The organism is Streptomyces sp. NBC_01210 (assembly GCF_036010325.1).
Taxonomy (GTDB): domain Bacteria; phylum Actinomycetota; class Actinomycetes; order Streptomycetales; family Streptomycetaceae; genus Streptomyces.
This window is the reverse complement of sequence record NZ_CP108549.1, coordinates 2,737,250-2,757,664: the sequence shown is the minus strand read 5'-3', so window position 1 is coordinate 2,757,664 and position 20,415 is coordinate 2,737,250. Positions and strand designations below refer to the sequence as shown.

The following is a 20,415-nucleotide window of genomic DNA, read 5'->3' as shown; positions in this document are numbered from 1 at the left end:
CGATCCCCCCGTTACTTCGCAACCGCGGCGCCGAGCTTGGACAGCGGCTCGGCGAGCGCGTTGACGCCGTCGCTGAGCTCCTTGCGCTGGTCCTTGCCGACCTTGTCGTAGGAGGTGAACTCGTACGAGGTGGTGTCCTTGCGGTACTTGTCGAGCAGCGCGTTCAGCGTCGCGAACTGCTTGTCCAGCTCGGCGACGAGCTTCGGGTCGTTCTTGGTGGCGACCGGCTTCAGCAGCTCGAAGGACTTCTGGGCACCTTCGACGTTGGCCTTGAAGTCGACCAGGTCGGTGTGGCTGTAGCGCTCCTCCTCACCGGTGACCTTGCCGGTGGCGACCTCGTCCAGCAGCTCCTTGGCGCCGTTGGCCATGGAGGTGGGGGTGATGTCCGCCTTGCCGACCCTCTTCTGCCAGTCGGCCAGGTCCTTGGTGAGGGTCTCGGCGAGGGCCTTCTCCGCGGGGCCGAGCTTCTTGGTCTGCCACAGCGCCTTCTCCAGCGTGTGCCAGCCGGTCCACTTCTGGCCCTTCTCCAGGCCGTCCTCACGCAGGTCGACCTTCGGGTCGATGTCGCCGAAGGACTCGGCCACCGGCTCGGTGCGCTCCCAGCCGATGCGGGAGTCGGCGTAGGCCTTCTTGGCGGCCTCGATGTCGCCGGCCTTGACCGCGTCGGTGAAGACCTTCACCTTGGGCAGCGTCTCGTCGGCCTGCTGCTGCACGTACTGGCGGTACGCGGCGACGGCGGCGTCCATCTGCGGGCTGCGCTTGGCGGCCTTGCCGTCGCCGGTGGCGGTGACCTTCTGGCGGATGCCGTCGCCCTTCATACCGGGCTTGCAGGCGATCTCGTAGTCACCGGCCTTCACTTCGGCGGTGATGTTCGCCTTGGTGCCGGGGCCGATGTTCTCGCGCTCGGCGACGATGCGGCCGTCCGGGAAGAGGACGTAGACCTCGGTGACCTTGGAGCCCTTGTTCTCGACGGCGAGCTGGACATGCCCGGCCGGGAACTCCTTCTTCGACACCTCGCAGGAGTCATCCTTCGCGGTGACCTGGACGGCGCCGTCGCCGCCCTTGGCATCGCTCTTCTCGGCGCAGCCCGTGACGGCGGTCAGGGCTGCCACGGTCGCGGCGGCGGTGACGACGGAGAGACGGACGGGTCGCATGCGGGCTCCACGATGGAAGGGGGTACGGGGACGGTGCGGGGGGTGGGACTGGCTTGGAACTCAGGGTGAGGCGGACCTAACTTAACCGAGGCTTACCTGACCGATACCCACCCGTCCAGTGATTCAGCTCTCATGTGCGCGTTGAGACACGGCGGGGTCACGAGGTGCTCACGGTGGCGGCACGGAAGGGTCAAGTAATGGCCAAGAGGCGCGATTTCGACGGTGGGCAAACCGAGGGGGAACTCGGCGGGCCCGGCGGGGCAATCGCGGCGGTCCGGGAGGCTCTGATGCTTGAATGCCGGAGTGAATGAACTCGACGTGCTCGACGTGCTCCATGTGTTCTGCGGCGCCGACGGCCGCCACGGCAACACGCTCGGTGTCGTACGCGACCCCCGCCGCTACCCCGACCAGGCGTCCCGGCAGGCACTCGCCGCCGAACTCGGCTTCAGTGAGACCGTCTTCGTCGACGACCCCGAGCGCGGTGTCGTCGACATCTACACCCCAGGCCTCCGGCTGCCGTTTGCCGGGCATCCCCTCGTCGGTGCCGCCTGGCTGCTGGACCTCGAGGTCGTCAATCCGCCCGCCGGTGAGGTGTGGGTCCGGCAGGACGGGGAGTTCACGTGGATCACCGCGCGCGCCGAGTGGGCGCCGCCGCGCACGCTGCGGCAGTACGGATCGGCTGCCGAGGTCGAGGCGCTGGAGGTGCCGCCGCCCGGGGAGTGGGTCTACGCCTGGGGGTGGGAGGACGAGGCCGCGGGCCGGGTGCGGGCGCGGGCGTTCCCCGGCCGTGACGACGGCATCGACGAGGACGAGGCGACCGGGGCCGCCGCCCTGCTGCTCACCGACCGGCTCGGCCGGGCGCTGAACATCACCCAGGGCCGGGGATCGCAGATCCTGACCGCTCCCGGCCCGGACGACACGATCGAGATCGGCGGGCGCGTACGCCTGGCCGTGCCCGCTCCTGCTATGCGCTGAGCGGGAACTCCGCTCCCAGTTCCCGGAACACCGCCCCATTGAAGTCGAACGCCCGCTTGCACTCGTCGATGATCCGCTGCTTCTCCAGATCGTCCGCGTCCACCGCGTCCAGCAGCTCGCGGTAACCCCGCTTGAACGCCGCCGGGTTGGCGATCTCCTCGAAGACGTAGAACCGCACGCCGTCGCCCTTGCGTGCGAAGCCCCACGTCTTCTCCGCCCTGTCGCGGATGATCTGGCCGCCGGAGAGGTCCCCGAGGTAGCGGGTGTAGTGGTGCGCGACATACCCGGGGGGCCAGCTCCGCGCGCACTCCGCGATCCGCGCGGCATACGCGGCGGTGGCGGGCAGCGGCGCGAGCCCCTCGCGCCAGTCGGCGCCCCGCAGATGCGCCAGGTCGCGCTCCAGCTCCGCGGTGCGCATCAGCTCCGGCCGGATGAACGGCCCGGCGACCGCGTCGTCCTTCAGCAGCCCCGCCGCCTCCTCCAGCGTCCGGTACACGAACCACAGCTGCTCGGTGTAGCGCGCGTACGCGGCCACGCTCAGCCGGCCGCCGAGCAGATCGCTCATGAAGGCCGAGGTCTCCGCCTCGGTGTGCTGCTCGTGCGAGGCGACACGGATGAGCGTCGAGAAGGGCGTACCGGAGCCGGTGGCGGTGGCGTCCAAGGCGGGCCTCCAGGGACCGATGGGGACGGGAAAGGAGGCGATGACGGCAAGGCGCGACTGCCGGCACCGATCTTCCTGCTCAGGCTTACCTGAGCCAATGTGTTCCCGACGTCCTGTCGGTAAAAACCCTACGCCTCGCAGCGATCACGGCAAGGTGAGGATTTCGGCCCCGCTCTCCGTCACCACCAGCGTGTGCTCGAACTGCGCCGTGCGCTTGCGGTCCTTCGTCACCACGGTCCAGCCGTCGTCCCACATGTCGTACTCGTGCGTCCCGAGCGTGAGCATCGGCTCGATCGTGAAGGTCATCCCGGGCTGGATCACGGTCGTCGCGTGCGCGGCGTCGTAGTGCGGGATGATCAGCCCGGAGTGGAAGGACGAGTTGATCCCGTGCCCGGTGAAGTCACGGACGACGCCGTAGCCGAAGCGCTTGGCGTACGACTCGATGACCCGGCCGATGACATTGACCTGGCGTCCCGGCTTGACCGCCTTGATGGCGCGGTTGAGGGACTCCCGGGTCCGCTCCACCAGCAGCCGTGACTCCTCGTCGACGTCGCCGCAGAGGTAGGTGGCGTTGTTGTCGCCGTGCACGCCGTTGATGTACGCGGTGACGTCGAGGTTCACGATGTCGCCGTCGCGCAGCACGGTGGAGTCCGGGATCCCGTGACAGATCACCTCGTTCACCGAGGAACAGAGCGACTTGGGGAAGCCGCGGTAGCCGAGCGTGGAGGGGTAGGCGCCGTGGTCGCACATGAACTCGTGCGCGACCCGGTCCAGTTCGTCCGTGGTCACGCCGGGCGAGATGTGCTTGGCGGCCTCCTCCATCGCCTGCGCGGCGATGCGACCCGCGACGCGCATCCGCTCGACGGTGTCGGAGTCCTGGACCTCCGGCCCGGTGTACGGCGTCGGCGCGGGCTTCCCGACGTACTCGGGGCGCCGGATGTTTCCGGGAACGGAGCGGGTGGGAGAGAGCTCCCCTGGTACGAGCAGCGACTGGCCAGACATGCCAGCGAGTCTAACCAGGGGCGATGGGGCAGCATGGCCCCATAGGAAGGAGCCGACGATGGCCCTGTTCAAGAAGCGCACGGTCGGAAAGCCGGGCGAGTGGTACTACTGCCTGGAGCACAAGAAGGTCGAAGAGGGCCCGGAGTGTCCGGCGAAGGACCGCTTCGGACCGTACCCCTCCCGCGGGGAGGCGGAGCAGGCGATGGAGATCGCGCGCGAGCGCAATCTCGAGTGGGAGAACGACCCGAGGTGGCACGACACGTCCGCGCCGTCCGGCGACGACCCCGCGTAGCGGCGCCCGGCCGTTCGGTACGGCCACGACCCCACGCAGGGGCGCCCGGCCGTTCGGTACGGCCACGACCCGCGCAGGGGCGCCCGGCCCTGTGGCGCGGGCTGCCTGCGGAGCTTTCCCTGCCCGCCGCTTTCACCTGCCCGCCTCTTCCCTGAACCGGGGCAGGCTGCCCCCGGACGCCCGTTCGGGCGTGTCCTCGAACGCCGGAGGGGCAGGACTTCAGCCCCTCCGGTGTTCGAGGAGCGGGCCGGTTTCGACCGGCTCCGGCGTACCGGCTCTACCAGCGGGCCGGCGGCGGCGCGGTCAGCTGGTCGGCGAGGCGCGAGAGCCGGTCCCGGAACCGGCGCCGGCCGCGCTGTGCGGGCAGGCTGTTCTCCCCGGTCGCCGCGCTGACCAGGTGCTGCACGGTGTCGATGTCGACCTCGTCGGCCTGCGCGGTCACCGTCAGCGCCTCGTGCGCCAGACCGTGCACCTCCGGGTCCCCGCCGTCCAGCGCCAGCACCGTCGCCCCGGCCCGCCGCGCATCGTGCACCCGCTCGAGCAGCCCGGCGTCCGGCCTTGCGGGCGCCACCACGAGCAGGGTCTCGCCGCGTCGCGCCGCCTCCAGCCTGCCGAGCCCGACGGCCAGCTGTGCCGGGTCCCCCGGCCGCACCCGGTGCCGTACGAGCGTCGGTGTCAGCTCGGGCTGCCCGGACCACGCGGCCTCGTCCACGAGATGCGCGGACAGATGCCACGGCTCGTACTCCTCGGTTCCCACCAGCAGCAGCCTGCCGCCCTGCGGCACCACGGAGGACCGCAGCACCCCGGCGAACCTCCGGGTTGCCGCCGGCCACTGCGTACCCGCCAGGACTTCGCGCAGCAGCGCGACGCGTACGGCATCCATGCCCCGGCATCCTGCCCCACGACCGCGCCCGGTGGGGCCCGGTTGGCACCGCCTCACCCGATCGGGAGCCGATACCGGCAAGTAAAGTCGGGCTCATGACTTCTACTGACAGTGCGGGCACCGCGAAGGCCCCGGCCAAGGACCCCTGGGACCTCCCCGACGTATCCGGCCTGATCGTCGGCGTCCTCGGCGGCACCGGCGACCAGGGGCGCGGGCTCGCGTACCGGCTGGCCAGGGCCGGGCAGAAGGTGATCATCGGGTCCCGGGCCGTGGAGCGCGCCGAGACGGCGGCCACGGAGCTCGGCCTCGGCATCGAGGGCGCCGACAACGCCGAGTGCGCGCGGCGCAGCGATGTCGTGATCGTGGCGGTGCCGTGGGAAGGGCACGCCAAGACTCTCGAGGCGCTGCAGAAGGAGCTCGCGGGCAAGCTCGTCGTCGACTGTGTCAACCCGCTCGGCTTCGACAAGAAGGGCGCGTACGCGCTGAAGCCGGAGGAGGGCAGCGCCGCCGAGCAGGCCGCCGCCCTGCTGCCCGACTCGCGGGTCACCGCGGCCTTCCACCATCTGTCCGCCGTACTGCTCCAGGACCCGTCGATCGAGGAGATCGACACCGATGTGATGGTGCTGGGCGAGGCGCGCGCCGACACCGACATCGTGCAGGCGCTGGCCGGCCGTATCCCGGGCATGCGCGGAGTCTTCGCGGGCCGGCTGCGAGGCGCCCACCAGGTGGAGTCGCTGGTCGCCAATCTGATCTCGGTGAACCGCCGCTACAAGGCACACGCGGGTCTGCGCGTCACCGACGTGTAGGCGTCGGCGGGCATGGCGGGGCATGGGGGACACTGGTCGGGACGTACAACACCCCGACAGGAGCCGTACCCCATGCCCCGCCTCGCTCTGTACTCCCTCGTCGTCTGCGCCCTCGCCGTTGTCGCGGCCGTGGTGTCCTTCGGGCAGGGCAGCTGGCTCGGGATCGTGTGGGTGCTGCTCGCCGGGCTCTCCTCGAACATGGCCTGGTACTACCTGCGCCGGGCGAAGGCCGCCCGCGGGGCCGGCGAGTAGGGCTGCAGCCGACAGACCAGGCCGACAGACCAGGCCGACCGCCCAGGCGGCCGACTGACGGACGTGCCGCCGGTCGGGCCTACTGACTGGCGATCGAGTCGCAGACCGGGTTCCGCTCGCTCCAGAAGCGGTAGAAGTCCTGACCGCAGTACGTCTCCGCCTGGCCGACACCCAGCCCCCGCAGGATCGCGTCGATCGCGTCGAAGAACGCGTGGTTCACCTCGGGGATGAAGAGGATGCCGAAGACGGCGAGCAGCCCGAAGGGCGCGTACGGCTCGACCTGGCGGCGGATCTTGTACGAGAGCCATGGCTCGATCACGCCGTAGCCGTCGAGGCCCGGCACCGGCAGGAAGTTCAGGATCGCTGCGGTGAGCTGCAGCAGCGCGAGGAACGCGAGCGCGAACCGGAAGACCGGCGGCACCCCGTCCAGCGCGCCCAGCCAGAACGGCGCGGTGCACACGATCGCGAACAGCGCGTTCGTCAGGGGCCCGGCCGCCGAGATCACACTGTGCTTCCAACGTCCCTTGATCCGGCCCCGCTCGATGAAGACCGCGCCGCCGGGGAGGCCGATACCGCCCATGATCACGAACAGTACGGGCAGCACGATGCTCAGCAACGCGTGCGTGTACTTGAGCGGGTTGAGGGTCAAGTAGCCCTTCGCGCCGATGGTGATGTCGCCGCCGTGCAGCGCGGTGCGGGCGTGCGCGTACTCGTGCAGACAGAGCGAGACGATCCACGCCGAGGTGACGAAGAGGAAGACGGCTACACCCGGGCTCGACGCGAAGTCCGTCCACACCGCCCAGCCCGTCACCGTCATCACGGCGACGATCCCGAGGAAGACGGGACTGATCCGCCGGTCGCTGTGGCGTGAGGTGGCGGTGGTCATGGGTGCGGCTCCAGGGGACGTGGTGGGCATGCGGGTCGACCGTACCGGTGGCGTGGGGAGAACGTCCCACGCATACGCCCGGGTTCCTGCTGTACGGGCTCCGCTACGCACCGGTGACAATGGACGGGTGCACTATCGGGTTCTCGGTACCACTCAGGCACTTCACGACGACGGCACACCCGTCGCGCTCGGTGGCGCGCGGCTGCGTGCGCTACTGGCCGTGCTGGCGTTGCGGCCCGGGCGTACGGTCCCGGTCGGCCTCCTGGTCGACGAGGTGTGGGACGGCGACCCCCCGGCCGACGCGGTGGGCGCGGTGCAGGCGCTCGTCGGGCGGCTGCGGCGGGCGCTGGGGCACGCCGCGGTGGCCTCGGCGGACGGCGGCGGCTACCGGCTGTGCGCGGACGGCGAGGATGTGGACCTGCACCGTTTCGACCGTCTCGCGGGGGAGGGGGCACGGGCGCTGGACGAGGGCGACGCGGTGAAGGCCGCGGCGCTGCTCGACGACGCGCTCGCGCTCTGGCAGGGGCCGGTGCTCGCCGATCTGCCCGACCGCACGGCGGAGGCGGCGCGTTGGGAGGCCCACCGACTGGACGCCCGCCGCTCACGCCTGGCGGCCGCGCTCGCGCTGGGCCGGGCAGAGGAGGCGCTGCCGGAGCTGGTCGCGCTGTGCGAGGACCATCCGATGGACGAGCCGCTGCAGGCGCTGCGGATCCGGGCGCTGCGGGACGCGGGCCGCGCGGCCGAGGCGCTGGCGGCGTACGAGGAGGTACGCGCGGATCTCGCGGACAGCCTGGGCGCGGACCCGGGCCGTGAACTGCGGGCGCTGCACGCGGAGTTGCTGAGACCGGATCTGTCCGAAGCCGGGACCGGAACGGGCTCGCGACGCGGTCCCTCCCCGGCCCTGCCCCTTCCGGGGACGGGGACTGCGCGCCGGGCCCCGCTCCGGACACAGCCCGAGACCCCGCTCCGCGAGGACGCATCCTCGGGCACAGCCCCGGAGCGGGGGGAGGCCCGCCCCGGCAATCTGCGTGCCCGGCTCACCTCCTTCGTCGGGCGCGAGGCCGATATCGACACCATCCACGGAGATCTCGGCCGCGCCCGCCTCGTCACCCTGCTCGGGCCCGGCGGTGCCGGGAAGACCCGGCTCTCGCAGGAGGCCGCCGAGCGGGTCACGGCCGACGCGCGGAGCCCGTGGCCCGACGGGGTCTGGCTCGCCGAACTCGCGCCCGTGGACGATCCGGAGACCGTCCCCGAGGCCGTCCTCACCGCGCTCGGCGCCCGCGAGACCGTGCTGCGCGGCGCCCGCGCGGAGGAGATGCGGGCCGCCGAGGGATACGCCGACGACGCCCTCGTACGGCTGGCAGAGCACTGCTCACGACGGCGCATGCTGCTGCTCCTCGACAACTGCGAGCACGTCATCGGCGCCGCAGCCACCCTGGCCGAGCGGCTGCTGGAGAGCTGCCCCGGCCTTACCGTCCTGGCCACCAGCCGGGAACCGCTGGGTGTGCCGGGCGAGTTGGTGCGCCCGGTCGATCCGCTGCCGGATCCGATGGCGCTGCGGCTGCTCGCCGAGCGGGGCGCGGCGGCCAGGCCCGGTTTCCGTATCGACACCGATGAGGCCACCGCCGCCGCGGCCGCCGAGATCTGCCGTCGTCTCGACGGACTGCCACTCGCCATCGAACTCGCCGCCGCCCGGCTGCGGATGCTCACCCCGCGCCAGATCGCCGACCGCCTGGACGACCGCTTCCGCCTGCTGACCAGCGGCAGCCGCACCGTACTGCCGCGCCAGCAGACACTCCGTGCCGTCGTCGACTGGTCCTGGGACCTCCTGGAGGACCCCGAACGCGCCGTTCTGCGACGGTTGTCGGTGTTCGCCGGCGGCAGCGACCTCCCGGCCGCCGAAGCCGTCTGCGCCGACCCGGGCGGGCTCGACGTCGCCGACGCCCTCGGCTCACTCATCGACAAGTCCCTCGTCGTCGCCGCGCCCGCCCCCGACGGCGAGATGCGCTACCGGCTTCTGGAGACCGTCGGCGAGTACGCCGCCGAACGCCTCGACGAGGCCGGTGAGCGCCCCGCCGTCGAGCACCAGCACCTCGTCCACTACCGGGAGTTCGCCCGTACCACGGACCCCCTCCTGCGTGGCCACGGGCAGCGCGCCGCCGTCGACCGGTTCCAGCTCGAGTACGAGAATCTGCGCACCGCGCTCCGCCGCGCCGTCGCCGCCCGCGACGAGCACGAGGCGCTCTGCCTCATCCTCTGTCTGTCCTGGTACTGGCAGATGCGGGATCTGCGCACCGAGGCCCGGCACTGGGCCACGGCCGCGGGCGAGCTCGGCCCCGACCCCTTCGCGCCGCCCGTCGAGCCCGCCCCGCCGATCACCGAACGGTTCACGGACGCGCCGCCGCCCATGTCGCCCGAGCTGCTCCAGGAGGCCCGGCGCGGTGCCGCGCTGATCCGGATGGTCTTCATGGACTACGACATGGACGAGTGGGCCACGCCGGAGAAGCTGGACCGGCTGCGCGTGGTCACCCGGGTCTACCGGCCGGGGCTGCCGCAGACCTGCCGGCCTCCGGGCTCGCTCTGGTTCTTCGCCGTTCTGCTGACCGGGGACGGTGATCAGCTCAGGAATCTGCTCGACGAGACCGTCGAGGCCTGCCGCGCGTACGGATACGAGTGGGAGCTCGCCGCCTCGCTCCAGGCACGGGCCAATGTCCTCGCCAACCGCAGCGAGTGGACGGGCGACGCGTCCCGCGACGCCGACGAGGCCCTGGAGATCTTCACCCGGCTCGGAGATCTCTGGGGCACGGCCGAGGCTCTGTCCGCGCGCGGTGAGGCGCGGGAGCGCAGCGGTGCGTACCCGCTCGCCGCCGAGGACTTCACGGCCGCCATCGGGTACGCGGAGCAGATCGGAGCCCAGGCCCAGACGGCGGTGCTGCGCTCCCGCCTCGCGGGCGTCCTCGTGGAGATGGGGGAGGGTGAGCGGGGCGAGGCGCTCGTCCGTGAGGTGCTGGCCGAGCAGGGGGGCGCGAACAACGAGTCGTCGGCTGCGGCCCGGATGATCCTCGCCCTGTGGCTGGGCCGCACCGATCGCATCCCGGAGGCCCGCGCGGAGATCGAGCTGCTGATGGTGCAGTTCCGGTCCAGAACCCTCGCGATCTTCGAGGGCATGGTGACCGGCTTCCTGGCCTGGCTGGACCTTCTCGACGGCGAGTACGAGCTGTCGCTGGACAGGGCGCGCACGGCGCTGGACATGGCGCAGGATCCGCTGACCCTGATGGTCGTTCCGCAGATGTCCTCGATGCACATGGTGACCGTCGCCTGGGCGTTGGTCCTGGGCCGACCGGAGCGCGCGCGGGACGCGGCCCGGATGCTCGGGACGTCCGACGCACTGCTGCCGCCCGGCCATTTCGCGCCCAAGTACGAGCGGGAGAACCGGGCCGATGCCGAGGCGGCCGTGCGCGCCGTCCTCGGGGACGCGGCGTATCAGGCCGCGTACGCCGGTGGCGGCAGCCTCACCATCGAGGAGGCTGCCGCCCTCGTGTGACCCCATGCCGGGATCAGGTCTTCTTGCGGAACTTGGCGACCGCGAGCGGCGCCGTGACCACAGTGATCAGCGCCGCCCAGCCGAGCGTCATCCACACCGAGTGGGCGACCGGACCGCCGTTGATCAGACTCCGGGCCGCATCCGCGAGGTTGGACAGCGGGTTGTAGTCGGTGAAGCTCTGCAGCCAGCCTGGCATCGTGGTCGGCGGGGCGAAGATCGACGAGCCGAACTGGAGAGGCATCAGAACGAGCATGGCCATTCCCTGAACGGCCTGGGCCGTCTTCATGGTGAGACCGAGCAGAATGAAGATCCACATCAGTGAGGCGCCGAAGACCATGGACAGGCCGACCGCGGCGAGCAGTTCGAGGACCGAGGTGTGGATCTGCAGCCCGAGCAGGAAGCCCATGCCGAGCAGGATGGTCGTGGCCACCAGCATCCGGCCGACCTCGACCACGATCTTCGCGATGAGGACGGAGGAGCGGGCGATCGGCATGGACCGGAAGCGGTCCATCACGCCCTTCTTGAAGTCGTCGTTGACGCCGGTGCCGACGGCCATGGCGATGTTCATGCCCTGCATAGCCATCAGACCGGGGATCACGTAGTTGACGTACTGCTGCTGGTTGCCCTTGCCGGAGATCGCGCCGCCGAAGACGTACACGAACAGCAGCGTGAAGATGATCGGCATCAGTACGGCGTCGAACATCGACTCCGGGTCCTGCTTGATCTGCAGCGCGTTGCGGCGCACCAGCGCGCCGATGTGCCGGAGATTGGCCCGCAGGCCGATCCGGCCCTCGCCGGCCGGCGCGCTCCGCACCGGGGCGGGCGCGGGCGACTGAGCGGTGGTGGCAGTTGCCGTACTCATGCGGCGACCTCCTCGGGAATCGCGTCGGACACCGGCGTTTTCTCGCCGGTGATAGCCAGGAACACTTCGTCCAGGCTGGGCAGATGGGTGCCGATGTGCGCGATGCCGAAGCCGCGCGAGCCCAACAGCCCTACCACCGCGGTCAGTTGCTCATCACTGAGGATCGGTATGTACAGCATGCCGTCGTCGGGCACGACCGTCGCACCGGCGATCCCGTCGAGCCCCGACTCGCCCAGCGCACGGGCCATCGCGGGCAGTTGCGCCGGATCGGTAGGCCGGATCTGCAGGGTGCGTCCGCCGACCTTCGCCTTGAGCTCGTCCACCTTGCCGCTGGCGATGACCCGCCCGCGGTCGATGACCGTGAGCTCGCTCGCGAGCTGCTCGGCCTCTTCCATGTACTGGGTGGTGAGCAGCACGGTCGCCCCCTCCGCGACCATCCGCTGCACCTCGTCCCAGACCTCGTTACGGGTACGGGGGTCGAGGCCCGTCGTCGGCTCGTCCAGATAGAGCACGGCCGGCTGCCCGATCATCGAGGCGGCCAGGTCGAGCCGGCGGCGCATACCGCCGGAGTACTGCAGTGCGGGCCGCTTCGCGGCCTCGGTGAGCGAGAAGCGCTCCAGCATCTCGTCGGCACGCCTGCGGGCGTCCTTGCGGGACAGATCGAGCAGCCGCCCGATCATGTAGAGGTTCTCCCAGCCGGAGAGCTTCTCGTCGACCGAGGCGTACTGGCCGGTGAGGCCGATGGTGCGGCGCAGCTGCCGGGGCTGCTTCACCACGTCGAAGCCGGCGACCGTGGCATGGCCGGCGTCCGGGGCGACGAGCGTGGAGAGGCAGCGTACGAGAGTGGTCTTGCCGGCGCCGTTGGGGCCGAGGACACCGAGGACGGTGCCTTCGCGGACATCCAGGTCCACGCCGTCCAGCGCCTTGGTCTCGCCGTAGTGCTTGACCAGCCCCCGCACCTCGACGGCGTTGCCCGTGCCGCCGTTGGGGTTCTTGTCGATTCGCGTCATGCCGTCAACGGTGCCGGGCCTCGCCGACAGGCCGCCGACAAGCTGCCGACACATGGCCGACAAGTCGGCGACGCCGCGGAAAATGCAGGTCGGAGCGGCTGTTCGGAGCGCGGGGGATCAGGCGCGCGGGGGCTCCCTGGGGCACTCATGCCGACAGCCCGCCGACGGGGGATGATCGGCGGGCTGTCGTCTGTACCGGAGGTGGTCAGTGGAAGGTGTGCTCCTCCTGCGGGAACCCTCCGCCGACGACATCCGCGGCGAACTCGCGGGCGGCGTCGCCGAGCGTCTGGCGGAGGTTGGCGTACTGCTTGGTGAAGCGCGGCACCTTCCCGCCCGTAAGGCCCGCCATGTCGGTCCAGACGAGGACCTGAGCGTCCGTGTCGGGTCCCGCGCCGATGCCGATGGTCGGGATGTGCAGGCTGCGGGTGACCTCGGCGGCCAGCTCGGCCGGTACGAGTTCCAGCACGACCGCGAAGGCGCCGGCGTCCTGTGCCGCCTTGGCGTCGCGCAGCAGCCGGTGCGCATCCTCGTTGCCGCGGCCCTGCACCCGGTAGCCCATGGTGTTGACGGACTGCGGAGTCAGGCCGAGGTGCGACATGACCGGGATGCCCGCCTGGACCAGCAGCTCGGTCTGGCCGAGCGAGCGCTCGCCGCCCTCCAGCTTGACCGCGCCGACGCCCGCGTCCTTGACCAGCCGGGTGGCATTGCGCAGGGCCTGGACGGGGCCTTCCTGGTACGAGCCGAAGGGGAGGTCGCCGACGACGAGGGCGCGCTTGGTGCCCCGTACGACGGCGGCGGACAGCAGCGTCATCTCGTCCATCGTGACCGGCACGGTGGTCTCGTAGCCGAGATGGCAGTTGCCCATGGAGTCGCCGACGAGCACGACCGGGATACCGGCCTCGTCGAAGACGGACGCGGTCATCGCGTCATAGGCGGTGAGCATGGGCCACTTCTCACCGCGCTCCTTGGCGGCGGTGATGTCGTGGACGGTGATACGGCGAGTGCCCTTGCCGCCGTACAGCGCCTTGCTGCTGTCGGAGGGCTTCGGGGCAGCCTGAAGCGTCATGGCTCAACGGCTCCTTCGTCATCTCGAGGCGCCCTGACGGCGTCCCCGGATCCCCTACATGGTGGCACCTCGTGCCGCTCCGGCGGAAGGGGACCCGTCCCTTCGGTAGAGTGTGTTCCTATACGAGACGGTCTCGTATCGGAATAGCCAGGCTGAGGTCCATGTCGACAGCGTCCGGCACACCTGCCGCCCCCCGCATACCCGAAGCCGCCCCCCGCATCCCCGAAGCCGTCCACCGCCGCCGCTGGGCGATCCTCACGGTCCTGATGTTCAGCCTGCTCATCGTCGTGCTGGACAACTCGATCCTGAGCGTGGCCGTCAAGACGATCGCCGGCCCCGAGCCCACCGGCATCGGCGCCACCCAGAGCCAGCTGGAGTGGGCGATCAACTCCTACACGCTCGTCTTCGCCGGACTTCTCTTCACCGCGGGTCTCCTCGGCGACCGCATCGGCCGCAAGAAGGTGCTGCTCTTCGGCGTCGCCGTCTTCGGCGTCGGCTCGGCCCTCGCGGCGTTCTCCGGCTCGCCCGGCGAGCTGGTCGCGTACCGCGCGGTGATGGGCTTCGGCGGGGCCTTCGTGATGCCGGCGACCCTCGCCGTAGTGATGGACGTGTTCGAACGCCACGAGCAGCCCAGGGCCATCGGCATCTGGGCGGGCAGCGTCGGCGTCGGCATGGCCATCGGCCCGATCACCGGCGGGCTGCTCATCGAACGCTTCTGGTGGGGCTCGATCTTCCTGATCAATGTGCCGGTCGTGGTCGTCGCGCTGATCGCGATGGCGCTGCTCCTGCCGGACTCCAGAGACCCGAACCCCGGGCGTATGGACCCGCTCGGCGTAGCGTTGTCCGTCATCGGGCTGATCCTGCTGGTGTACGGAATCATCCGCGGCGGAGAGCTGGCGGACTTCTCGGCGCCGTCCGTGCTGCTGCCGATGCTGGGCGGTCTGGTGGTACTCGTCTGCTTCGTACTCCACGAGAGGCGCAGCGACCATCCGGCCATCGACATCACGTACTTCAAGAGGCCGGCCTTCGCGGCGGCGGTCACCGCGATCGCGCTGGTCTTCTTCGCGCTGACGGGCGTGACCTTCTTCTCCGCGTTCTATCTGCAGAGCGTGCGCGGCTACGGCCCGCTGCAAGCGGGCCTGCTCATTCTGCCGCTGGCCGTGGCGCAGATGGTCGTCTCGCTGCGCGCACGGCTGATCGTCGACCGGTTCGGGGCGCGGGCGGTGTGCACGGTCGGCATGCTGCTGGTCGCCATGGTGCTGGGCGCTTTCGTTATGTTCGATGCCTCGACCCCGGTGTGGGGGATCGGAGTGGTCCTCTTTGTGCAGGGCACGGCGATGGCGCTCATCACGCCCCCGGTGACGGTCTCGGTGATGCAGTCGCTGCCCCGCGAGAAGGCGGGGTCCGGCTCGGCGGTCAGCAACACGTTCCGCCAGGTCGGTGGGGCACTGGGTGTCGCGGTGCTCGGTTCGCTGCTGTCCACGCAGTACCGGGGGGCGATCGAGGGGCACCTCTCAGTGGTCCCGAGGGGCGCCCGCCATGCCGCGGGTGAATCGATCGAGTCGACGCTCGCGGCTGCGGAGAGACTCGGCCCGGCGGGTAAGGCGCTGATCGGCCCGGCGAACGAGGCGTTCCTGCACGCGATGCATCTGACGGCGATGGTCTCGACGGGTGTGGCACTGATCGGCGCGCTGGTGGTGGCGGTCTTCCTGCCGGACGGAGATCCCGAGCCGGAACGGGAAAGCGCCGAAGGCGCTCCGGGGCGGGCGCTGCCCGTCAGCGGGCGATGACGATGACGAGAGGCGGGCCGGACGTGCCGGTGAGCGACCACCAGGACAACCGCGGCCGCAATGCCGATCCCGCCGCCCGCCGCGACCGCCCGCCCCGCGACGCGGGGTCTGCCGCAGCGGCTTCGGCGTCCGGGGTGGCCCCGGTGCCGGGCGGCTCCGGCGCGGCGTCCGCCTCCGTATCGGGGCCCGGGCCGGCCGCCTCCGCCTCCGCCGCCTCCTCCTCCGCCTCCGCCGCGGCGCGGCGCGGTCGGCCCCGCAGCGAGGCCGTCGAGCGTTCGATCGTCGAGGCCGTGGTGGGTCTCCTCGAAGAGGGCGTACCCCTCTCGGAGCTCTCCATAGAGCGCATCGCCCGCACCGCCGGCGTCGGCAAGGCCACCATCTACCGCCGCTGGGAGGGCAAGGAGGCCCTCTTCGTCGATGTCGTCCGCTCGATGCAACCGGTGGACCCGCCGCTGCCCGGCACCTCGGTCCGCGACGATCTGGTCGCGATGATCGAGATGATGCGCCGGCGCGGCCTGGCCAAACGCTCCTCGGCCCTGCTGCACAACGTCTTCGCGCAGATGCAGAGCTATCCCAAGCTGTGGGACATGTACCACCGCACCTCGGTACTCCCGCGCCGGCAGCTGATGGACAAGGTGCTGCGGCGCGGGATCGCGAACGGCGAGATCCGGGCCGACCTCGACTTCGAGCTGCTCGGCGATCTCTTTGTCGGCCCGATGCTGGTACGGACCGTGCTGCGGCCGGACGGGATGCCTGGCGAGGGCAGCGCGGAGCGGCTCGTCGACGCGGTGCTGGAAGGTGTGCGCCCGCCCCGCTGAACAGCCACTTTTCCGCCCAGTCCGAAGTGTGCGGGTTCTGTCACAGCGTCCCTGCCCCGGCCGGGGACCGGAACCCCGCGCGCCGCCCTGTCGTCATCGAGGCAGTACGGCCGTCCGGCGACGGCAGGGAAATCACCCGTCATCCCCTAGGGTCAACGGCGAGGACGGCGTGACGGCAAGGCAGTGAGGACAGCTCCATGGCGCAGGCGGAAATGACGGAGACCGGGAACGGCGGCCCGGCGAACCGGCCTACCGGATCCCGGGTCCGGAGCCTGCTCGACCGCTGGCGCGGCGACCCCGGCATCTGGCGGCGCGGCATCGCTCTCGCGGCCGTCGCCGTACTCCTCGCCCTGCTGATGAGCTTCCACGCGCAGATCCCGAACCGGATCGGCAACCTGGGCAGCCTCACCGAGACCTTTCTGCCATGGCTGGGGATCTTCATCCCGGTGATCCTGGTCGTGGCGCTGCTGCGGCGCTCGGCCACCGCGCTGATCGCCCTGCTGGTGCCGGCCGTTGTCTGGCTCAATCTCTTCGGCGGGCTGCACACCGAGAAGTCGGGCGGCGGCGGCGATCTGACCGTCGCCACGCACAACGTCAACGCCGACAATCCGGACCCGCAGGGCACGGCCAAGGACGTCGCCGCCTCGGGCGCGGACGTACTCGCGCTGCAGGAGCTGCCGGCCGGTCAGGTCGCCACGTATGAAGAGGCCTTGGCCGGGACGTACAAGTACCACTCGGTGCAGGGCACCGTCGGGCTGTGGAGCAAGTACCCGATGAGCGACACACAGCCCGTCAACATCCGGCTGGGCTGGACCCGCGCCATGCGCTCCACGGTGACGACGCCCGAGGGAGAGGTCGCGGTGTATGTGGCCCATATGCCGTCCGTACGCGTCAAGCTCAACTCCGGCTTCACCGCCAACCAGCGGGACAACAGCGCGGACGCGCTCGGCGAGGCGATCGCCCACGAGCAGCACCGCAAGGTCGTGCTGCTCGGCGACCTCAACGGCACGATGAACGACCGCTCGCTGAACGCCGTCACTTCCCAGATGCGCTCCACCCAGGGCGCGGCGGGCGACGGCTTCGGCTTCAGCTGGCCCGCGGCGTTCCCGATGGCGCGCATCGACCAGATCATGGTGAAGGGTGTCGAGCCGGTCTCCTCCTGGACGTTGCCGCAGACCGACAGCGACCACTTGCCGATCGCGGCGCGCATAAAGATGTGACCTCCGCCTCGGATCCGGCCTCGTCGGCGTTTCGAGGCGCGGGGGTCTGGGGGGGGCTGGGGGGCGGAGCCCCCAGTTGTGTGACGGCAACCACCCGTTCACCGGGAGGAACAATCCGCGTGCGAGCATTTGTTTAGAAGGAGAACTAACCTCGGAAGGGCACTCCATGCCGCTCGCGCTGCTCGCGCTCGCCGTCTCCGCCTTCGGTATCGGCACCACCGAGTTCGTGATGATGGGCCTGCTGCCCAATGTCGCGGACGACCTCAACACCTCCGTTCCCACGGCGGGTTACCTCGTCTCCGCGTACGCGATCGGCGTCGTCATCGGCGCACCGCTGCTGACCGCCCTCGGCTCCCGCATACCGCGCAAGCGGATGCTCCTGCTGCTGATGGCGCTCTTCGTCGTCGGCAACCTCGCCTCCGCCCTCGCGCCCGGCTTCGGCTGGCTGATCGCCGGTCGCGTGCTCGCCGGGCTGCCGCACGGCGCGTTCTTCGGCGTCGGCGCGGTCGTCGCCGCGCGGCTGGTCGCGGACGGGCGGCAGGCGCGGGCCGTGGCGACGATGTTCCTCGGCCTCACGGTCGCCAATATCGTCGGCGTACCGGCGGCCACCCTGCTCGGCCAGAACCTCGGCTGGCGGGCCACCTTCCTGGTCGTCACCGTGATCGGCCTGGTCGCGATGGCCGCGCTCGCCCGCCTCGTTCCGTACGTACCCGTCGACGCGCACCAGAGCGTGGGCCGCGAGCTGCGCGCACTGGGCAACCGGCAGGTGCTGCTCGGACTGCTCACCGCGGTCTTCGGCTTCGCCGGCGTCTTCGCGGTGTACTCCTACCTCGCCTCCATGACGACCGAGGTGATGGGCTTCGGCGCGTCCTCGGTGACGCTGGTCCTCGCGCTCTTCGGCATCGGCATGACGCTCGGCGCGCTGGCCGCGGGACCGCTGACCGACCGGGCGCTGCGCCCCACGCTGTACGGCTCGCTGGCCGCCCTCGCGCTCGTGCTGGTCGCCTTCCGCTTCACCGCGCACATCCAGTGGGCGGCCCTGGTCACGGTGGTGGTGCTGGGTGCGGTCGGCTTCATCACGACCACACCGCTGCAGATGCTGGTCATGAAGAAGGCGCAGGACGCGCCGACGCTCGCCTCCGCCTCGAACCACTCGGCGTTCAACCTCGCCAACGCGGGCGGCGCCTGGCTCGGCGGCGCGGCCATCGCGGCGGGCTGGGGCTGGACCTCACCGGCCGTCGTCGGCGCGGTCCTCGCCGCCGCCGGCCTGGCGATCGCGGTGACGGCGGGCCTCCTCGACCGGGGCGGCCTGGACGGCCTGGACGGCCTGGACGGGCGGGCCACGGCAAAGGGGGCCTCCCGCGTGATCGCCGCAGGAAGCCCCCGTACCGCGGAGCCGGAACTCAGCCGCTCGTCGTCTCCCGCCAGCGGTTCGTGATCGGCAGCCGCCGGTCCTTGCCGAAGCCCTTCGCCGAGATCTTGGTGCCCGGCGGGTACTGGCGCCGCTTGTACTCCGCCGTGTCCACCATCCGCAGTGTCTTCGCCACCAGCTCCTCGTCGAAGCCGGCCGCGACGATCGCGTCCTTGCCCTGGTCCCGGTCGACGTACAGCTCCAGGATCCGGTCCAGTACGTCGTAGTCCGGCAGCGAGTCGGTGTCGACCTGGCCGGGGCGCAGCTCCGCGCTCGGCGGCTTGGTGATGGAGGCCTCGGGGATCGGCGGGGTCTGACCGCGCTCCTCCGCCGCCCGGTTCCGCCACTTCGCGAGCCGGAAGACCGTCGTCTTGTAGACGTCCTTGATCGGCCCGTACGCGCCGACCGAATCGCCGTACAGCGTCGAATAGCCCACCGCCAGCTCGGACTTGTTGCCCGGCGCGAGCACGATGTGGCCCTCCTGGTTGGAGACGGCCATCAGTGTCGTGCCGCGCAGCCGCGACTGGAGGTTCTCCTCGGCGAGACCGGTCAGCTGGAGCGCGTCCATGTACGCGTCGAACATTGGCTCGATCGGTACGGTGCGGAAGTTGAGCCCGGTGCGGCGGGCCAGCTCGGCCGCGTCGCCCTTGGAGTGGTCCGAGGAGTACTTGGACGGCATGGAGATGCCGTACACGTTCTGCGCGCCGAGGGCGTCGCAGGCGATCGCCGCCACCAGCGCGGAGTCGATACCGCCGGAGAGCCCGATCAGCACGGACCGGAAGCCGTTCTTGGCCGCGTACGCGCGCAGGCCCACGACCAGCGCGGAGTACACCTCCTCGTCGTCGTCGAGCCGGTCGGCGTAACCGCCGGCGAGCTCCGCCTCGTACGCCGGCAGCGGCTCCTCGGAGAGCACGACATGCTCGATCCGCAGCCCGTCGTCGACCACGCCCGCAGGTACGTCCCCTGCAGCCGGCAGCTCCAGATCGAGGACGACGCAACCCTCCGCGAACTGCGGGGCGCGGGCGACGACTTCGCCGTCCGCGTCGACGACGATCGAGTCGCCGTCGAAGACCAGCTCGTCCTGCCCGCCGATCATGGCGAGATACGCGGTGGTGCACCCGGCCTCCTGGGCGCGCTTGCGCACCAGCTCGAGCCGGGTGTCGTCCTTGTCCTGCTCGTACGGCGAGGCGTTGACGGAGACCAGCAGCCCGGCCCCGGCGGAGCGGGTGGCAGGGACACGGCCGCCGTCCTGCCAGAGGTCCTCGCAGATCGCGAGCGCCACGTCGATGCCGTGCACGCGGATCACCGGCATGGTGTCGCCGGGCACGAAGTAGCGGAACTCGTCGAAGACGCCGTAGTTGGGCAGGTGGTGCTTGGCGAAGCTGAGCACCACCTCACCGCGGTGCAGCACGGCGGCGGCGTTCTGCGGCGACCCGGCGGGCTGGCCGTAGCGGGGCTGGGCCCGCTCGGAACGGTCGAGGTAGCCGACGATGACCGGCAGCTCGCCGAAGCCTTCGTCGTCCAGGCGTACGGCGAGCGCGCGCAGGGCGGCCCGGGACGCTTCGACGAACGACGACCGCAGGGCCAGGTCCTCGACGGGATAGCCGGTCAGCACCATCTCGGGGAAGGCGACGAGATGCGCCCCCTGCTCGGCGGAGTGCCGGGTCCAGTGCACGACCGCCTCGGCGTTGCCGGCGAGATCGCCGACGGTCGAGTCGATCTGATTCAGAGCGAGGCGTAGTTGAGGCACGCGGCCCAGTGTAATCGTCTCTCTGACGCGATG

18 protein-coding genes are annotated in these 20,415 nt (G+C 70.9%); 9 read left to right on the top strand and 9 right to left on the bottom strand.

Translation table 11 applies throughout. The annotated features are described in order from the left end of the window. Positions 1-11: 11 nt before the first annotated feature. Positions 12-1,154 carry an iron uptake system protein EfeO gene (efeO, locus tag OG735_RS12465; protein ID WP_327323233.1) on the bottom strand — a complete coding sequence of 381 codons (1,143 nt, stop codon included), beginning with the start codon at positions 1,152-1,154 and terminating at the stop codon, positions 12-14. A 303-nt stretch (positions 1,155-1,457) separates the two neighbouring features. Between efeO and OG735_RS12460 the strand changes: the two genes are divergently transcribed. Continuing rightward, complete coding sequence (locus OG735_RS12460) at positions 1,458-2,129, top strand: PhzF family phenazine biosynthesis protein (protein ID WP_327323232.1); 672 nt, start codon at positions 1,458-1,460, stop codon at positions 2,127-2,129. Here OG735_RS12460 and OG735_RS12455 read toward each other — a convergent pair. Together OG735_RS12455 and map are read right to left on the bottom strand one after the other, a co-directional pair. Beyond that, positions 2,119-2,790, bottom strand: coding sequence for a biliverdin-producing heme oxygenase (locus OG735_RS12455; protein WP_327323231.1), 672 nt, complete (start codon positions 2,788-2,790; stop codon positions 2,119-2,121). The two genes, OG735_RS12460 and OG735_RS12455, sit on opposite strands and share 11 nt — an antisense overlap. A gap of 144 nt (positions 2,791-2,934) precedes the next feature. Further along, positions 2,935-3,792, bottom strand: coding sequence for a type I methionyl aminopeptidase (map, locus tag OG735_RS12450; RefSeq protein WP_327323230.1), 858 nt, complete (start codon positions 3,790-3,792; stop codon positions 2,935-2,937). Positions 3,793-3,850: 58 nt separating this feature from the next. Here map and OG735_RS12445 point away from each other — a divergent pair, with 58 nt between their 5' ends. Further along, on the top strand, positions 3,851-4,084 hold the full coding sequence (locus tag OG735_RS12445; protein ID WP_327323229.1) for a hypothetical protein: 234 nt from the start codon (positions 3,851-3,853) through the stop codon (positions 4,082-4,084). A gap of 277 nt (positions 4,085-4,361) precedes the next feature. Here OG735_RS12445 and OG735_RS12440 read toward each other — a convergent pair whose 3' ends face one another. Continuing rightward, entirely contained in the window at positions 4,362-4,967 is a 606-nt protein-coding gene (locus tag OG735_RS12440) for a hypothetical protein (protein ID WP_327323227.1), read from the bottom strand. Between the two features lie 95 nt (positions 4,968-5,062). Here OG735_RS12440 and npdG point away from each other — a divergent pair, with 95 nt between their 5' ends. Together npdG and OG735_RS12430 are read left to right on the top strand one after the other, a co-directional pair. Next, positions 5,063-5,773 (top strand): NADPH-dependent F420 reductase, encoded by a 711-nt coding sequence (gene npdG / locus OG735_RS12435; RefSeq protein ID WP_327323226.1) that lies wholly within the window; start codon positions 5,063-5,065, stop codon positions 5,771-5,773. Positions 5,774-5,845: 72 nt separating this feature from the next. After that, on the top strand, positions 5,846-6,025 hold the full coding sequence (locus OG735_RS12430; RefSeq protein ID WP_327323225.1) for a hypothetical protein: 180 nt from the start codon (positions 5,846-5,848) through the stop codon (positions 6,023-6,025). A 79-nt stretch (positions 6,026-6,104) separates the two neighbouring features. Here OG735_RS12430 and OG735_RS12425 read toward each other — a convergent pair whose 3' ends face one another. After that, the gene (locus tag OG735_RS12425) at positions 6,105-6,911 is read right to left on the bottom strand and encodes a site-2 protease family protein (RefSeq protein ID WP_327328289.1); all 807 of its coding nucleotides are present in this window, start codon (positions 6,909-6,911) and stop codon (positions 6,105-6,107) included. Positions 6,912-7,038: 127 nt separating this feature from the next. Here OG735_RS12425 and OG735_RS12420 point away from each other — a divergent pair, with 127 nt between their 5' ends. Then, positions 7,039-10,455, top strand: coding sequence for an AfsR/SARP family transcriptional regulator (locus OG735_RS12420; RefSeq protein ID WP_327323224.1), 3,417 nt, complete (start codon positions 7,039-7,041; stop codon positions 10,453-10,455). A 13-nt stretch (positions 10,456-10,468) separates the two neighbouring features. On the opposite strand, the gene OG735_RS12415 is transcribed toward OG735_RS12420, so the two are convergent. From OG735_RS12415 to panB, 3 genes are all read right to left on the bottom strand, one after another. After that, positions 10,469-11,317, bottom strand: coding sequence for an ABC transporter permease (locus tag OG735_RS12415; protein WP_327323222.1), 849 nt, complete (start codon positions 11,315-11,317; stop codon positions 10,469-10,471). Then, positions 11,314-12,327, bottom strand: coding sequence for an ATP-binding cassette domain-containing protein (locus tag OG735_RS12410; protein WP_327323221.1), 1,014 nt, complete (start codon positions 12,325-12,327; stop codon positions 11,314-11,316). The genes OG735_RS12415 and OG735_RS12410 overlap by 4 nt, the downstream gene beginning before the upstream one ends. A gap of 205 nt (positions 12,328-12,532) precedes the next feature. Further along, the gene (panB, locus tag OG735_RS12405; protein ID WP_327323220.1) at positions 12,533-13,393 is read right to left on the bottom strand and encodes a 3-methyl-2-oxobutanoate hydroxymethyltransferase; all 861 of its coding nucleotides are present in this window, start codon (positions 13,391-13,393) and stop codon (positions 12,533-12,535) included. Positions 13,394-13,554: 161 nt separating this feature from the next. On the opposite strand from panB, the gene OG735_RS12400 reads away from it, so the two are divergent. The 4 genes from OG735_RS12400 (at position 13,555) to OG735_RS12385 (ending at position 18,659) form a co-directional block, all read left to right on the top strand. After that, a complete protein-coding gene (locus OG735_RS12400) occupies positions 13,555-15,183 on the top strand; it encodes an MFS transporter (RefSeq protein ID WP_327323219.1) in 1,629 nt (542 codons plus the stop codon). A 143-nt stretch (positions 15,184-15,326) separates the two neighbouring features. Further along, a complete protein-coding gene (locus tag OG735_RS12395; protein WP_442812599.1) occupies positions 15,327-16,001 on the top strand; it encodes a TetR/AcrR family transcriptional regulator in 675 nt (224 codons plus the stop codon). Between the two features lie 197 nt (positions 16,002-16,198). Next, on the top strand, positions 16,199-17,221 hold the full coding sequence (locus tag OG735_RS12390; protein ID WP_327323218.1) for an endonuclease/exonuclease/phosphatase family protein: 1,023 nt from the start codon (positions 16,199-16,201) through the stop codon (positions 17,219-17,221). A gap of 166 nt (positions 17,222-17,387) precedes the next feature. Beyond that, the gene (locus OG735_RS12385; RefSeq protein ID WP_327323217.1) at positions 17,388-18,659 is read left to right on the top strand and encodes an MFS transporter; all 1,272 of its coding nucleotides are present in this window, start codon (positions 17,388-17,390) and stop codon (positions 18,657-18,659) included. Here OG735_RS12385 and OG735_RS12380 read toward each other — a convergent pair. Next, entirely contained in the window at positions 18,625-20,382 is a 1,758-nt protein-coding gene (locus tag OG735_RS12380; RefSeq protein WP_327323216.1) for an NAD+ synthase, read from the bottom strand. The two genes, OG735_RS12385 and OG735_RS12380, sit on opposite strands and share 35 nt — an antisense overlap. Positions 20,383-20,415 lie beyond the last annotated feature (33 nt).